At 67.0% G+C, this 13,736-nt stretch carries 13 protein-coding genes; 3 read left to right on the top strand and 10 right to left on the bottom strand.

Features of this window, described 5'->3' with window-relative positions; translation table 11 throughout:
- Window positions 1-270: 270 nt before the first annotated feature.
- From ACFCV3_RS41335 to ACFCV3_RS41345, 3 genes are all read right to left on the bottom strand, one after another.
- Complete coding sequence (locus tag ACFCV3_RS41335) at window positions 271-1,590, bottom strand: serine hydrolase domain-containing protein (RefSeq protein WP_376040652.1); 1,320 nt, start codon at window positions 1,588-1,590, stop codon at window positions 271-273.
- Window positions 1,591-1,636: 46 nt separating this feature from the next.
- Window positions 1,637-1,864: a hypothetical protein gene (locus tag ACFCV3_RS41340; RefSeq protein ID WP_376040655.1), complete on the bottom strand. Its 228-nt coding sequence runs from the start codon at window positions 1,862-1,864 to the stop codon at window positions 1,637-1,639.
- 85 nt (window positions 1,865-1,949) lie between these two features.
- Window positions 1,950-2,288 (bottom strand): helix-turn-helix domain-containing protein, encoded by a 339-nt coding sequence (locus tag ACFCV3_RS41345; RefSeq protein ID WP_376040658.1) that lies wholly within the window; start codon window positions 2,286-2,288, stop codon window positions 1,950-1,952.
- A 140-nt stretch (window positions 2,289-2,428) separates the two neighbouring features.
- Between ACFCV3_RS41345 and ACFCV3_RS41350 the strand changes: the two genes are divergently transcribed.
- The gene (locus ACFCV3_RS41350) at window positions 2,429-2,725 is read left to right on the top strand and encodes a hypothetical protein (RefSeq protein ID WP_376040660.1); all 297 of its coding nucleotides are present in this window, start codon (window positions 2,429-2,431) and stop codon (window positions 2,723-2,725) included.
- A gap of 53 nt (window positions 2,726-2,778) precedes the next feature.
- Here the strand turns inward: ACFCV3_RS41350 and ACFCV3_RS41355 are convergent, their stop codons facing one another.
- The 6 genes from ACFCV3_RS41355 to ACFCV3_RS41380 form a co-directional block, all read right to left on the bottom strand.
- Window positions 2,779-3,690 (bottom strand): hypothetical protein, encoded by a 912-nt coding sequence (locus ACFCV3_RS41355; RefSeq protein ID WP_376040663.1) that lies wholly within the window; start codon window positions 3,688-3,690, stop codon window positions 2,779-2,781.
- Between the two features lie 275 nt (window positions 3,691-3,965).
- Window positions 3,966-4,910 carry a hypothetical protein gene (locus tag ACFCV3_RS41360; RefSeq protein ID WP_376040665.1) on the bottom strand — a complete coding sequence of 315 codons (945 nt, stop codon included), beginning with the start codon at window positions 4,908-4,910 and terminating at the stop codon, window positions 3,966-3,968.
- Complete coding sequence (locus ACFCV3_RS41365) at window positions 4,907-6,940, bottom strand: hypothetical protein (RefSeq protein WP_376040668.1); 2,034 nt, start codon at window positions 6,938-6,940, stop codon at window positions 4,907-4,909. The genes ACFCV3_RS41360 and ACFCV3_RS41365 overlap by 4 nt, the downstream gene beginning before the upstream one ends.
- Window positions 6,937-7,770, bottom strand: a complete 834-nt coding sequence (locus tag ACFCV3_RS41370; RefSeq protein WP_376040671.1) for a hypothetical protein — start codon at window positions 7,768-7,770, stop codon at window positions 6,937-6,939. The genes ACFCV3_RS41365 and ACFCV3_RS41370 overlap by 4 nt, the downstream gene beginning before the upstream one ends.
- 95 nt (window positions 7,771-7,865) lie before the next feature.
- On the bottom strand, window positions 7,866-8,528 hold the full coding sequence (locus tag ACFCV3_RS41375; protein WP_376040674.1) for a Crp/Fnr family transcriptional regulator: 663 nt from the start codon (window positions 8,526-8,528) through the stop codon (window positions 7,866-7,868).
- A 76-nt stretch (window positions 8,529-8,604) separates the two neighbouring features.
- Window positions 8,605-9,234 carry a hypothetical protein gene (locus ACFCV3_RS41380; RefSeq protein WP_132406442.1) on the bottom strand — a complete coding sequence of 210 codons (630 nt, stop codon included), beginning with the start codon at window positions 9,232-9,234 and terminating at the stop codon, window positions 8,605-8,607.
- Between the two features lie 199 nt (window positions 9,235-9,433).
- Between ACFCV3_RS41380 and ACFCV3_RS41385 the strand changes: the two genes are divergently transcribed.
- The gene (locus ACFCV3_RS41385) at window positions 9,434-10,258 is read left to right on the top strand and encodes an aldo/keto reductase (protein WP_376040677.1); all 825 of its coding nucleotides are present in this window, start codon (window positions 9,434-9,436) and stop codon (window positions 10,256-10,258) included.
- A gap of 77 nt (window positions 10,259-10,335) precedes the next feature.
- On the top strand, window positions 10,336-10,758 hold the full coding sequence (locus ACFCV3_RS41390) for a hypothetical protein (RefSeq protein ID WP_376040679.1): 423 nt from the start codon (window positions 10,336-10,338) through the stop codon (window positions 10,756-10,758).
- Between the two features lie 74 nt (window positions 10,759-10,832).
- On the opposite strand, the gene ACFCV3_RS41395 is transcribed toward ACFCV3_RS41390, so the two are convergent.
- Window positions 10,833-13,730 carry a vitamin B12-dependent ribonucleotide reductase gene (locus ACFCV3_RS41395; protein ID WP_376040681.1) on the bottom strand — a complete coding sequence of 966 codons (2,898 nt, stop codon included), beginning with the start codon at window positions 13,728-13,730 and terminating at the stop codon, window positions 10,833-10,835.
- Window positions 13,731-13,736: the final 6 nt, after the last annotated feature.

Raw genomic sequence — 13,736 nt, forward strand, 5'->3', positions numbered from 1 at the left:
AAGACACGATCCGGCCACGAAAGCCTTAGAGGATGGTCAGGAGGTCCGGCCGCTTCCGCGTCCTGCACTCGCTCCCAACAAGAAGAACATTACTGATGTTCACCCTCCAGATGCAAATCGGGGGTGGAAGCCGGTCCAGCCGGCTCCCACCGCCGCGTACAGCACCGTCCAGCAGACGCCTCTCGGCGAGTGGCCGCTCGAAGCGGCTGAGGTTGAGGCCCGGGGGTCTTGTACCGGACGGCATCAGATGTAACCGGGCCGGTCCGCGACCTATTCCCGCACGCAGTCGAGCTCGAAACCGCTCTGCTGGAAGACGAGCCGACCCTCCCGCAACTCCAGCTGCGCCTGGGTACTCGAGGCCATGAAAGTCGTGGCCGAGAGCGCGAAGAACCGCAATGGCGCTTGCCCCTCGAACGTGACCCGCAGACCACTCCCCCATACCTGAACCCCGAACCGCAGCCGATCACCAAGGCGGTAGTCGCCGGCAAGCTCTGCCAGCACTTCTGGTTCAGGCACATCAGAGAGCTGAGCCGCGGGCCGATAGTCCTCCCACCCGTACGACGAGGCCGCATTCGCGAACGCTCGCATCCCGAGCCGATGGCCACCATCGGAGTTCGTCATCACGGCAGCGCCGTACCCAGTGGCCCGGTCGACGAGCAGATTGCAGCGGAACCCGACGTTCCCTCCGCTGTGGCCGAAGAGCTGACCGGAGTCGCTCAGGAACGGACCGATCCCGACCTGGGTCAGGCCGGCGATCGGATCGGTCACCTGGATCACCGGTGTCAGCATCTGCCGCGCGAGCTCCGGCGACACGAGAGCACCCCGCGCACCGGCGTACGCCTCCTGGACCCCGATCCCGAACCTGGCCAGGTCGGTCGGAGTGGTCCACAGCCCTGCGGCGGCCAGCTCCGGATACACATGCCAGCAACCTTCGACCGTTTCACCGGACTCGTCGTGGCCGATCGCGGCCCTCCCGGCAAGATCCGGCGGCAGTGGTTGGGCGAAGGCGCTGTCCGACATCCCCAGTGGTTCGAGGACCAACTCACGCATGAGATCAGGGAACGGCGTACCGGTCACATCTTCGAGGAGCTGCTGGATGACCGTCGTACCGCCGCCCGAGTAGGCGAACTGTGCGCCCGGGATGCGCTCCACTCGTGGTCCGGCGGTGTTGCTCGGTGGTGCGCCCGTGAGGATTTCAAGGGTCGTCGGCAACGACGCGTCGGGGTGGTAGCCCGGAAACCCGGGCGTTGTCAGCCCCGCGCTGTGACTCGCGAGCTGCCGTAACGTGACGACAGGTTGCCAAGCACGCGTCGGCGGCACCTGCCACGACGTGAGCCGGCGGTTGACGTCTTCGTCCAGCTCGAGCAAACCGCGATCCACCAGCCGCAACATCGCGAACGCCGTGACCGGCTTGCTGATGGAGGCGGCTTGGAACAGCGTCCCCGGCTCAACCGGTGCCGGCTTCCCTGCTTCGAGGACTCCGGCCGTCCCGGCGTACGCAATCTCGCCGTTCTCGATCACTGCCCAGCTCACGCCGGGCACCCGGAACTCTTCGCGATCCGACTCGATCCCGTCCCGCAGTACGTCCACGTTCCCCTCCTCGACGGCTCACCGGAACGCTACGCCGGATCGGGGATCACCTCGACGGCTGCGGCGCGGTGCAGTCGATCTTCGGGTTGGCGCCGACATAGTTCAGCGGGCCTGCCACGATGGTGACGAGGGTGGTGCCGACCTTGGCGCAGGTCGCATCGGAGCCGGAGAGATAACTCCGCTGCGCTGCTGCGGCGAGGCCGATCAGCAACCACACGGCGACGATGATGGCGACGGTCCGGGAACCTGTCGTGGATGCTCGGCGGGTACGCATAGACAACTCCTGAGCTGGGCGAAACCCCGTGTGGAACGACGCCCATCCAGTGCCCCTGCGGGCCCGACCGAAAACGGTACCGCTGTCATCGTTGCGGGTCCGCGACCTGCAGCCGGGCCAGCACGCGCGCGAGGTCTCCGATGGCGTTGTTCAGCTGCTTCAAGGCGGCTTGGTCGAGCGGGGGCGGCGGCTGAAGGCCGAGGTTCGCCGCGAACCTGAGCTTGGCATCCTCCTCCGCGTCTCGCAGCGAGGTGTCGAGGGCCTCCTGCAGCTGTGGGCTCGGCACCATCTCCGGTCTCTCGCGCCACTTGGTGACCGTGCGCGGCGAGATCCCGAGATGCTCCGCGAAGGCCTCGTTGGTCAGCCGCAACGCTGCCCGCAAGGCATTCGCATGCCGGCCGGTCCATTCGTCGATGACTGTCATCGCTCTCACTCTCCTGGGCGTTGATCACTCCTTGCAATCAGACTACGGCGATCGAGTGACCGCCGGAGTTCCGAATTTCTGCCCTGTGGATACCGGATGAGTTCCTGGTGAGGGCGAGCGCCGGCGCGTTGACTTGGGCCATGGACGAGATCAGCGGTAGGACCGCGACGCTGCCGCGGAGATCCTCGCGGCGGCGTCACCTGAAGGTCGCCAGCGAGGCAGGACCACGCTGTTTCCAGCTCGTGCGTCACATCGACGTCTCCGGTGTCAGCGGGACGGGCGTCGTCGCCGAGGGCGTCGAGTGGACCGACGGCTCGGTGGCCCTGCACTGGGGCGGCCGCTACCCAACCACCACGGTCTGGGCCGACGGCATCGACGCTCTGCTCACGATCCACGGCCACAACGGCTCCACCACGATCCGCTGGCTGGACGAATGATCACCCACCGACCCCGGTGCGGCGGGTCCCTGCAGACAGCCCGTCGCACCGGCCTACTCCGAGTAGAACTGCTCGCGATACTCGCCGCGTGCCGGGCGCTGCGGTTCGGCCTGCTCCACCTCGAGCAGATCGTCGACCGCTGCCGTGAAGTCGAGCTCGGCCCGAGTTGGTTTCGGCTGCTCGACCTTCTCGGCCGAGGTCCGGCGAGCGGGCAGGTCGTTCGCGGCCGCGGACAGTTCGGCCAGAGTGTCGAGCAGGCCCACCGCGTTCTCGACGTCGCCAGGATGGTTGGCGAGCCACCAGACCGCGGCCGATCCAGGCGTGGCAAACACGTCTTCCTTCAGGTACGCGCGCTTGTCCTGCTCCATCCGGCGTTCGATCAAGGTCGTCTGCTCGAGCCGATGCAGAGCGGCGAGGTGCTGAAGATGCTTGTGATCCGCATCGGGCAACCGCAACCGCACCTCGGTGGCCCAGCAACGCACCTGCCCCTTCTCATCCAGCGCCGGCTCACCAAGGACCGCCGCAAGATGCTGCTGGTTGAGCGCCTCCTCGGTCACCTGCAACTCAGCCGCCAACGCCCGCGCGCGCTGCAACAACGCATCGACCGCCACCGCACCGAGATCCGCGTGCCGCGACCCCGACAACACCGTCGACCACTGCACGATCGCCGAGAAGCTGAACTGGAAGTCCGCCGAAGCCGACGGCAACCGCACATCCACAACGGTCCGCGTCGGCGGCCCGGAGAACACGGGATCCGGCAGTACGACGGGCGCCGGCGCGGACTGCACCGTCCGCACCACGGGCTTGGGCGCCTCCGGCTGCTTCCACACCACCGCAAGCAACACCAGCAGCACCACACTGAGCACAATCGCCGCCCAGGCCGGCAAACCGACCACCAGCGACACGACGTACAAGACCACAACGATCGCGGCGGCCGTCAGAAGAGAGTTCCGATGGAGCTTCATGGTGGCGTTCCTTCACCGCGTCGGGCAGACGTCAGCAGAGCCGCCAATGCGCACCGAACGGCTTCCCCGTCCTCACGCCATCCAGGTCACCGGCAACCCAGACCACGGACTCCACCCCAAGGCGAGCCCTCCCAAAGTCTCACACGCCACACCCCCCACAGCCGCCCGAAGCGTGTCGGGCCCTCTCACCACCCCGGTCAAACTCGCGGCCTGCACTCGCCGGCCGCGCCCTTTCGCTCGGAGCAGCCGGAGGCGAGTCCGGCTGCTCCGAGGCACTACCCGACGGAGCGGCTCGATCGAGGCTCGGCCTCCGCGTCAGCAGCGGGCACCGGTCTGGTGTCGGCGATCGGACGCAGCGTTGGCAGGTTGTATTTCTCGCGAAGGGCCAGAGCAACAGCTGGTACGGCGGCCTGTTCGAAGGCCTCTGCCAAATTGTGTGCCGCTGGTCTGCGCGCGGGCCGTTCGAGCTTCTCGATCGCGTCGATCAATTGCTGGACGTCGACGGCTCCGTCCAGCAGATCACTCCCGCCGTTCGCCAGCTGCGACAGCTTGGTGAGGACTTCGGCGAGTTCGACGGCCCGCTCGACCGAGCCGTCGTGCTGCGCGAGCCACCAGACGATCGCCGACGCCGGTGTCCGCAAGGCGTCGTCGCGAAGGTAGGAACGAATGCGGTTCTCATTGGCCGCACTGACCTCCCACAACAGGCCGTCGCGATGCGCCTCGTCCATCTTGGCGAGGTGCTGCTCGACGGCTTCGGGGAGCACCAACCTCAGATCGGTGGCCCAGACCTCCAGTTCGCCGGCCTCCACGGCCGATGGCCGGGCGACCCGGGCAGCGAGCTCGTGCTGTGCCAGCGAATGCTGCGACGGACGCCATTTGCCGGTCACCTCGCGGGCGTGCTCGAGGATGAACGCGCGAGCCAGGTCAGCGTGATAGCTCTCCGCCTTGGCTGCCTGCCAGTGCACTGTCGCCGAGACAGCGAGAAAGACGGTCTCGTCCGCAGTCGGCAGCCCGCTCGTGGACAGCTCCGACGACGAGGCCGCAGTGGTGCCGGCAAACAGGTTCCCACCTGCCTTGCGGTAGGCGGTCAAGCAACCGAGCCCGACCAGCGCGGACACGACGGCTCCGAGCCAGCCGAGTTCGACGATCAGCCAGACAGCCATTGCCACCAGCGGTACCAACAAGGCGGCGAGGTAGACAGATGTGCGATTCGTGGTCATGAGGCGGCCTCCGACAAGCTGGTTCCAGCTCGCCGGCCGCGCCGGACGAGCTGTTCGATGGTCTGTGCGGTCTGCAAGCGATGCGGATCGTCGCTGCGTACTTCGAGCCAGTCGAGCATCGTGTTGAACAGGCCGTCGAGCAGTTCGTGGTCGTGTGCGCAGATCATCGCGAGCACCTGCTGTACGCCCTGCGCATCGCTGACCCGCTCCTCGTCCAGGGCCTCGGCATGGGCACTGAGCCACCGCCGGAACAGCGGATCGCGCCGCATCGGATCGGTCTCCAGGAACGCCCGTTGCCAACCGGCGACAAGCCGCTCGAGGGCTTCGGTCCCCAGAAACATCGGCAGTCCTGCCGGTGCCGCGACCGCAGCGAAGTTGGCCGGGTTGAACCGCCACCGCTCGAGGACAAGGTCGATCACCTCCAGCCGGCGATCGGGCTCCTGCGCCAGCTCCCCCAGTCCGTCCCGGGCCGCGAAGCGCACGCCGTACTCGGCATGTTCGGCGAGCCAGGACAGTCGCACTACCGCTTGATCGAGATATCGATCGGCCAGGATGTTGACGCAGGCTGCCACGACCATGGCGACTCGGCCATCCGGCAGATGCGTGTCGCGGGTCCAGCTGTACAACTTCTGCCGTGCCGCCGATGCGGTCCCGTCGTCGTCGAGGAGTTCCTCGAGCAGGGTGTAGGCCGCCGACCGCTGCGACTGGTACCGGTCACCGGACCACGCCTCCACCAGCCGCAGTGCCAGGTCGGTGTCACGCGTCCGGCGGCACTGCGCACCGAAGCGGCGCGCAAGAGTGGCCATGTCGAACCGGTCGAGCGAACCCGTACCTGTCCCGACCAGTTCTTCGACCCAGTCCGTCAAGCGGACGCGCAGCCATGGCATGTCGTCCCAGAAATGCCGCAACACCTCGGTCGGCACCTCCTGATCCGCGAAAAGCAGCCGCTGTCCAGGCTCGGGGGTGACCGACAACTCAAGACCCAGCGAAGCGAGCGCCTCTTCGACCCCGGCCACCTCGAGGGCATGGTCTCCCTCCTCGCCCTCGACCCGGAGCAACTCGAGGAGGCGCTCTTGCGCACGGAAGACGGTGTGCGTCGACAGGCCGTGAAGCAATGCTGCGGCGATCAGCAGAGCACGCAGCCGCGCGCCTTCGGCTGTCTGCACAACCGTGGCGACCTTCTGCTCGCGCTTCTCGGCGGAGTTGAGAATCTCCGACAGTAGGGCATCGACGGCGGATCCTGGACGTTCCAGCCACGCTTCGCGCACCTGGTAGACGACCCGAACCAGACCGTCCATGCTCGACGAGGCGAAGCTCTCGCGATAGGCGGACAGGTCTGTTGCGGGGAGACCCTCCGCAGCCAGCCGGCGTTGCAGGACCTCGAAGCTGTCCGGTCGGCGGATCTCGACCATGAACGACAGCAGATCGACCTTCAGCCGCTCACCATGCAGATGCGGCATGATCGCGACGAGCTTGGCCCGCTGCTCCCGCAAGGCGGGCTGCAGCGCCTGCAGGTAGTCCTGAAGCTCACCGAACGATTCACCGTCGACCTCGGACAGGTCGAGCACCAGCCGATCGTTCTCGCGAACATCCGCACCCTCGAAGATCCGCCGCTCGACCTGGATCGCAGACTTCTCCAGATCGGGCGCTACGAATCGCACCACCGTGTCCGGTGCGATGTCGGCGTACAGGAGCATGAGCCCCGCCGTACTGCGGCCTGTGCCGACTGCTCCGCTCAGGATCACCAGGCCTTCCGGCTCGGCGAGGACGCGGGCTGCGCGCTGGAAACCGGCGGGCGGTACGAAGCTCGTCCAGAGCTGCCTAAGCCTGTCCTGGGTGATGTCTCTGGTCCGTGGTTTCCGGGGCCGATCGAGGTAGTACCGGATGTCGTTCAGCTGATCGCCGGTGCCCGTATGCACCGGTCCGCTGCTGTCGTTGACCTCCGTCCGCGGTGGCTCGGCGGGAGTGGGATCGGCCGGATCGTACGGATGTTCTGCGTCAGGTTGAGCGACCGCGACGGCCTCCGTCATCGCTCGCGTCCTTGATAGAGCGTGTTGTTCTGCGTTCCACTCCCCGTGTAGACGGGCCCACTGGCGCCATTGATCTGGACGCCGAAGCCACCCGGTGGCGGACTCGGCGGCGTCGGCGTCGCCCCGTTGGCCGGCGGTCCTGGCTCCGGACTTCTTTCGGGCCTGAGGAATCCGTGGCTGAGGAGCTGCCCGGACGGTTTGGGGACGCGGAGGTAGGCCTGGCCCTGGTAGGTCTTCACCTCCGCGCCGGCGGCGACGTACAGGGTTGCCGGGTCGTCGGCGAAGCGGGCTACGACCGCGTCTTCGTAGACGCGGCGCGAAATGATGGCGGCGACCTGGGTGACGTCGGGGTCGGAGCCGGTGAGGAGATGGCGGACGGGGTCGCTGTCGAGAAGTCTGTGCAGCACCACCCGTTCGGCGCCGCTGCCGTCGCCCAGCTCGTTGTCGCCGGAGTCTGCGATCGGGCCGACGTTGACACTCACCCGGAAGCGGATCGGGCCGTTCCAGCTGTGCGGGCGATGACGGTTGCGATCTTCGAGCTCCTCCTGCAAAGCAGCCAGGTAGGGGTTCAGCAGATGCGGGAGCAACTCAGGCGGCAGGACGATGGCGTAGCCGTCACCAGTTCCGTTGTGAGCGGTCTTGCGCGACCAGATCCAGCCCAGACCCGCCCGGTCGAAGGCAGCCTGCATGATCTCGGGGATCAGTTTCGTCAACTCGGTCTGGTAGCGGCCGGCGTTCCCGCTGTAGTCCTTCATGTCGACGACCAGGAGTGCGCGGTACGGCGGGAGTTCGGAAACGCCGGTGTAGCGCGGGTCCATCGGTGTGCTCATCGTGGCCTCCTCGGGGACGGGTCGGTCCCCTCAGAGTCGGCGACATCGGCCGGGCGCTTTGTCCGGAATCGGACAGTTGGAAAGTGATCCAGAACTCAGACGCGAAAAGCCTCGGTCAGCTTGTCCAGATCGGCGACGACCAGGTGCGGGCCACGAGTCAGCGCGCCCGCCGCACGAAGGGTCGTCAGCTGATCGGCGACGGTGCTCCGGGCCAGACCGAGTGAGCCGGCAAGCTCCTCCTGGGTGAACGGAACGCGTCTTGGGTCGGCGGCTGTGGCGGGCGCGAGGACGACCGTGTCGTGCAGCAGGCGGGCGATCCGGCGGAGTGCGGACCGGTGCGCAAGGTCGACCTGGCGGGAGACGGCCTGATCGAACTTCCCGGTCACATAGCGATGGAACTCCTGGGTCAGACCGTGCTTGCTGAGAAAGCGATCGAACCGCGCGGTCGACAGGTAGTGCGCCGTACACCGGTCCAGTGCCTCGACAGTCGCCGTACGGCGGCCTTCGGCGCCGGCGAGCTCGCCGAGGAGCTGGCCTGCGCCACGGATGGTGAGCAGGAGATGGGCGCCGTCTTCGGCCGAGGCAAGAAGCTTGACCCGGCCGTGATCGAGTGCGAGCAGGAATCCGCCAGGATCGGCCTGACGGAGGATCGTCTGTCCCGGGCGATAACTGCGCAACGTCCCTTCGGCCAGCAGGAGCTGCCAGGCGGACGGACCGATCAGCTCCTGGAACGTCTGCGGCAATGCCAATCCGATCACGCTCCGGGCCTCGTCACCTGGGGACACGGAAAGTTTCACACCGGCTACGGGCGGCGGCGATCGCGCTGCGTGTCGGTCAGCCGGTGAGGGAGCGGAGGGCTCGGCGGGAGGGGGTGAGGAGGACGGGTTTGTAGGGGCAGCGGGCGTCGGTGAGGGTTTCGTAGGCGCTGATGGCTCGGTTGGCGGCGTCCCAGCCTTGCTCGGCGGGGGTGCGGCCGAGGCCTCGGTTGCGGACGAGGGCGCCGTAGAAGGCGGAGCAGAAGACGGTGGCTTCGTACCAGCCGACGACGGTGCTGGTGCCGATGTAGGTGATGTCGTCCTGGAGGCAGTCGCGGATGGCGCGTTGCCATTTGCCGATGCCGGTTTTGCAGCCGTCGGCGATGACTACGCCGCTGGAGATGCCCCATTGGCGGTCGAGGAACCAGTCGGCCAGGGAGCGCAGGGAGACCTGGGTGCGGCCGTCGGTGGAGAGGAAGGACGGCTCCTCGCTGTGGTCACCGTGTGCCATCACGTGCAGGACGGTGGAGGGGGTGGTGAGGGCGGAGAAGGCGGTCTCGTGGTCGCGGGTGCGGACGAAGTTCACATCGATGACGGGCTCGTCCCAGCCGGCGTTGATATTGCCGGTGATGCCCTGGACGAAGGTCATCGAGGCGTCGAAGGAACTGTCGAGTCCGAGGTCCACCAGCGTGATCAGCCGATTGCGCATTCGCCCACCCTCCAACGCGTTTCGATCCCCGGTGGCCTCCATCATGGACCACGCTTCCGACAATTCGCGCCCCGGATACGGGTGCTGAGACACCGGGCCGGCCGTACGGCGTACGGCCGGTGCCGGGCCGGGTCCCGGGGTGGGAGCAGACGGTGAACGGCGTACCGTGGCCAGACAGTCGCTGCCGAGGAGGAGATCGATGAGCCAGGTCCCGACGGTCACGTTGAGTAACGGAACTGCGATGCCGAGGGTCGGACTGGGGACGTCGCCGATGAACGATGCGGACGCCGAGAGAGCGGTGAACCAGGCCCTCGAACTCGGCTACCGGCTGATCGACACGGCCGAGAACTACCGCAACGAGACCGGCGTCGGGCGAGCGTTGCGACAGGCACCACGCGACGAGCTCTTCGTGACGTCGAAGTTCAACAAGCGCTGGCACAGCGTCGACGGTGTCCGGACCGCGTTCGAGGCGAGTGCGGAGAAGCTCGGCGTCGAGTACCTCGACCTGCTGCTGATCCACTGGCCGAATCCGGACCAGGATCAGTACGTCGATGCGTGGCAAGGGCTGATCACCTTGCGTGAGGCCGGCCTGGTCAAAGCCATCGGTACGTCGAACTTCAAGCCGGCCCATCTCCAGCGGCTGATCGACGAGACCGGGGTCGCCCCGGAGGTCAACCAGGTTCAGCTGAGCCCCGTGTGGGCGAAGCCGGCCGAGCGCGAGTTCCACGCCGCCCACGGGATCGTCACCGAGGCCTGGAGCCCGCTGGGCAAGGGCACCGATCTGCTCGACCACCCGATCCTGCAGGAGATCGCGAAGGAACACGGACGGACGCCGGGTCAGGTGGTCCTGCGCTGGGAGACGCAACAGGACGTCGTACCGATCCCGAAGTCTGCCGACCGCGGCCGGCTCGCCGAGAACCTGGCGATCTTCGACTTCGACCTCTCCCCCGAGCAGCTCGGCGCCCTGACCGCGCTTGACGGGACGGCCAAAACAGCCGCCGACTCGGACCGCTTCGGTCACTGAGCAGAGGCTGTTGGAAGCGCTCCCAGTCTTCGGCCTATGATCTGCGTTCCGATCTCACGACGACTGGGAGCCGCCCCATGTCCTTCTCCGTCAAACGCGTCGCAGCCGGGCTCGCCGCCGGATTGCTGGCCACCTCATTGCTGACGGTTGCGCCGGCGTACGCGAATACGCCGGCTAACTGCTACCACAACCCGACCAAGGAACTACTGAACTCTCGGCTCAGTGCTGCCGTCTACTGCACCGATGGCGAGTGGCTGGGGGTCCACGACGACCAGGTTGACGGCTACAGCGCTCGGGCGGCCATCCAGCTGTACCAGAGCCAGGTCGGCTTCTGGTACGACGCGCACGAATGCTTCGACGACACCACAGTCGCCGACTACCAGGGCTGGTCGTTCTGCAACTTCTCGGTGACCGACGGCACCCTGGTCCGCATCCGCCTCTGGTCCCAGAAGAACGGCACTGAGTCCTACTCAGTGGTGACCGGCTCCTTCACGACCTGAGATCGACCGAGGCGCACCGCGGCCCCCGGGGGAGGTGGGAAGTTCCCGGGGGCCGGAGTGCGTTCAGTTGTGGGTCAGCTGCAGCCGGAGGTGCTGCCGCAGCCTTCGCAGACGTAGCAGGAACCGCTGGGGCGCATCTTGGTACCGCAGGTGAAGCAGAGCGGGGCGTCGACCGAGGTGCCGGTGATGAGCTCGAACATCTCGGCGGTGGTGCGGACCTCGGAGGTGTCGACCGGCTTGGCAGCGGCTGCCTCGGCGGGCTTCTCGGTCACCTCGGCGATCGGCTCGACCGACTTCAGTGACTCGGCTTCGGAGATCTCGACGGGGGCCGGCTCGTAGGAGCCGGTGTCGAGCTGACGGGAACGCTCTTCGGCGGAGTAGATGCCGAGGGCCGCGCGCTCGTCGAAGGGCAGGTAATCCAGAGCAAGCCGACGAAAGATGTAGTCCATGATCGACTGCGCCATCCGGACGTCCGGGTCGTCGGTCAGACCGGCGGGCTCGAACTTCAGGTTGGTGAACTTCTGCACGTAGGTCTCCAGCGGGACGCCGTGCTGGAGGGCGATCGAGATCGCGATCGAGAACGCGTCCATCACGCCGGCCAGGGTCGAGCCCTGCTTGCCCATCTTGAGGAAGACCTCGCCGAGGCCGTCGTCGGGGTAGGAGCCCGCCGTCATGTAGCCCTCGGCGCCGCCGACCGCGAACGACGTGGTCCGGGACGGCCGCGACTTCGGCAGGCGCTTGCGGGTCGGCCGGTACTCGATGACCTTCTCGACGATCTTCTCGGCGACGGCGGCCTCGGCCGCGACCGCGTCGGAGGCCTTCTTCGCGGACTTGCCGTCGGCCAGCGGCTGGCCGACCTTGCAGTTGTCGCGGTAGACGGCCAGCGCCTTCAGGCCGAGCTTCCAGCCCTGGAAGTAGACGTCGGCGATCTCCTCGACCGTTGCGGTCTCCGGCAGGTTCACCGTCTTCGAGATCGCGCCGGACAGGAACGGCTGGGCCGCCGCCATCATCCGCACGTGACCCATCGGCTTGATCGCGCGCTCACCCATCGCGGTGTCGAAGATCTCGTAGTGCTCCGGCTTCAGGCCCGGTGCGTCCACGACGTGACCGTTCTCCGCGATGTACTCGACGATCGCCTCGATGGTCTCCTCGGTGTAGCTGTACTGCCGCAGCGCCCGCGGGACCGTCTGGTTGACGATCTGCATCGAGCCGCCGCCGACCAGCTTCTTGAACTTGACCAGCGAGAAGTCCGGCTCGATCCCGGTGGTGTCGCAGTCCATCATGAAGCCGATGGTCCCGGTCGGTGCCAGCACCGAGGCCTGGGCGTTGCGCCAGCCGTTCTTCGCGCCGATCTTCAGCACGCCCTCCCATGCCTGCGTGGCGTGGGTGTGGACGTCCTTGTCGATCTCGTGGATGGTCCGGATCGCGTCGTTGGCCGCGGCGTGCTTGCGCATCACCCGGGTGTGCGCGTCCTTGTTCCGCTCGAAGCCGTCGTACGCACCGACGACACCGGCCAGCTCGGCCGACCGCCGGTACGACGTACCCGTCATCAGCGACGTGATAGCGCCCGCCAGTGCGCGACCACCGTCGGAGTCGTAGGCGTGACCCGTTGCCATCAGCAACGCACCGAGGTTCGCGTAACCGATGCCCAGCTGCCGGTAGGCGCGGGTGGTCTCGCCGATCGGCTCGGTCGGGAAGTCGGCGAAGCAGATCGAGATGTCCATCGCGGTGATGATCAGCTCGACGGCCTTGACGAACTTCTCCGAGTCGAACAGGTCGTCGTCGCGGAGGAACTTCATCAGGTTCAGCGACGCCAGGTTGCAGGACGAGTTGTCCAGGTGCATGTACTCCGAGCACGGGTTGGACGCGGTGATCCGGCCCGTCTCCGGGGTGGTGTGCCAGTCGTTGATGGTGTCGTCGTACTGCAGACCCGGGTCGGCGCAGGCCCAGGCCGCCTGGGAGATCTTGTCGAACAGCTGCCGCGCGTCGACGGACTCGATCACCGAGTTGTCCAGCCGCGCCCGCAGCCCGAACTCGGTCTTGTCCTCGACCGCCCGCATGAACTCGTCGGTGACCCGGACGGAGTTGTTCGCGTTCTGGTACTGCACCGAGGTGATGTCCCGGCCGCCGAGGTCCATGTCGAAGCCCGCGTCGCGCAGGACCCGGATCTTCTCCTCCTCGCGCATCTTGGTCTCGACGAACTCCTCGATGTCGGGGTGGTCGACGTCCAGCACGACCATCTTGGCCGCGCGCCGGGTGGCGCCACCGGACTTGATCGTCCCGGCGCTCGCGTCCGCACCGCGCATGAAGGAGACCGGGCCGGAGGCGGTGCCGCCGGAGGACTGCAGCAGCTCCTTGGAGGAACGGATCCGGGACAGGTTCAGGCCGGCGCCGGAGCCGCCCTTGAAGATCAGCCCCTCTTCCTTGTACCAGTTCAGGATCGAGTCCATCGAGTCGTCGACGGCCAGGATGAAACAGGCCGAGACCTGCTGCGGTGACGTCGTCCCGACGTTGAACCAGACCGGCGAGTTGAAGCTGAAGTACTGGTGCAGGAGCATCCAGGTGAGCTCGTGCTCGAAGACCTCGGCGTCGGCCGGAGTGGTGAAGTAGCCGTAGTCCTCGCCGGCCTTGCGGTAGGTCTTGACGACCCGGTCCAGCAGCTGGCGCAGGCTCCACTCACGGTTGTCGTGGCCGACCGCACCACGGAAGTACTTGGTGGTGACGATGGTGGACGCGTTCACGCTCCAGTAGTCGGGGAACTCCACCCCGCGCTGCTCGAAGACGGTCTCACCGGTCTTCCAGTTCTGCTGTACGACGTCGCGGCGCTCCCACGTCACCTCGTCGTACGGGTGTACGCCTTCGGTGGTGAAAATGCGCTCGATGGTGAGTCCCGCCGGCGCGTTCTTCCGCCCGCGGAACCCGGCCGGCGACCTCTTGGTCGACCCCGAGTGGCCGGTCACCGTCTCTGTCATTTGTGC

It is taken from the genome of Kribbella sp. NPDC056345, assembly GCF_042262745.1.
GTDB lineage: Bacteria > Actinomycetota > Actinomycetes > Propionibacteriales > Kribbellaceae > Kribbella.

What these genes read in the sequence shown, in the direction of transcription:
- ACFCV3_RS41390 (WP_376040679.1), top strand. Translation starts at nt 10,336, where the DNA reads ATGTCCTTCTCCGTCAAACGCGTCGCAGCCGGGCTCGCCGCCGGATTG.
- ACFCV3_RS41355 (WP_376040663.1), bottom strand. Translation starts at nt 3,690, where the DNA reads ATGAAGCTCCATCGGAACTCTCTTCTGACGGCCGCCGCGATCGTTGTG.
- ACFCV3_RS41350 (WP_376040660.1), top strand. Translation starts at nt 2,429, where the DNA reads ATGGACGAGATCAGCGGTAGGACCGCGACGCTGCCGCGGAGATCCTCG.
- ACFCV3_RS41365 (WP_376040668.1), bottom strand. Translation starts at nt 6,940, where the DNA reads ATGACGGAGGCCGTCGCGGTCGCTCAACCTGACGCAGAACATCCGTAC.
- ACFCV3_RS41370 (WP_376040671.1), bottom strand. Translation starts at nt 7,770, where the DNA reads ATGAGCACACCGATGGACCCGCGCTACACCGGCGTTTCCGAACTCCCG.
- ACFCV3_RS41380 (WP_132406442.1), bottom strand. Translation starts at nt 9,234, where the DNA reads ATGCGCAATCGGCTGATCACGCTGGTGGACCTCGGACTCGACAGTTCC.
- ACFCV3_RS41395 (WP_376040681.1), bottom strand. Translation starts at nt 13,730, where the DNA reads ATGACAGAGACGGTGACCGGCCACTCGGGGTCGACCAAGAGGTCGCCG.
- ACFCV3_RS41385 (WP_376040677.1), top strand. Translation starts at nt 9,434, where the DNA reads ATGAGCCAGGTCCCGACGGTCACGTTGAGTAACGGAACTGCGATGCCG.
- ACFCV3_RS41345 (WP_376040658.1), bottom strand. Translation starts at nt 2,288, where the DNA reads ATGACAGTCATCGACGAATGGACCGGCCGGCATGCGAATGCCTTGCGG.
- ACFCV3_RS41340 (WP_376040655.1), bottom strand. Translation starts at nt 1,864, where the DNA reads ATGCGTACCCGCCGAGCATCCACGACAGGTTCCCGGACCGTCGCCATC.
- ACFCV3_RS41360 (WP_376040665.1), bottom strand. Translation starts at nt 4,910, where the DNA reads ATGACCACGAATCGCACATCTGTCTACCTCGCCGCCTTGTTGGTACCG.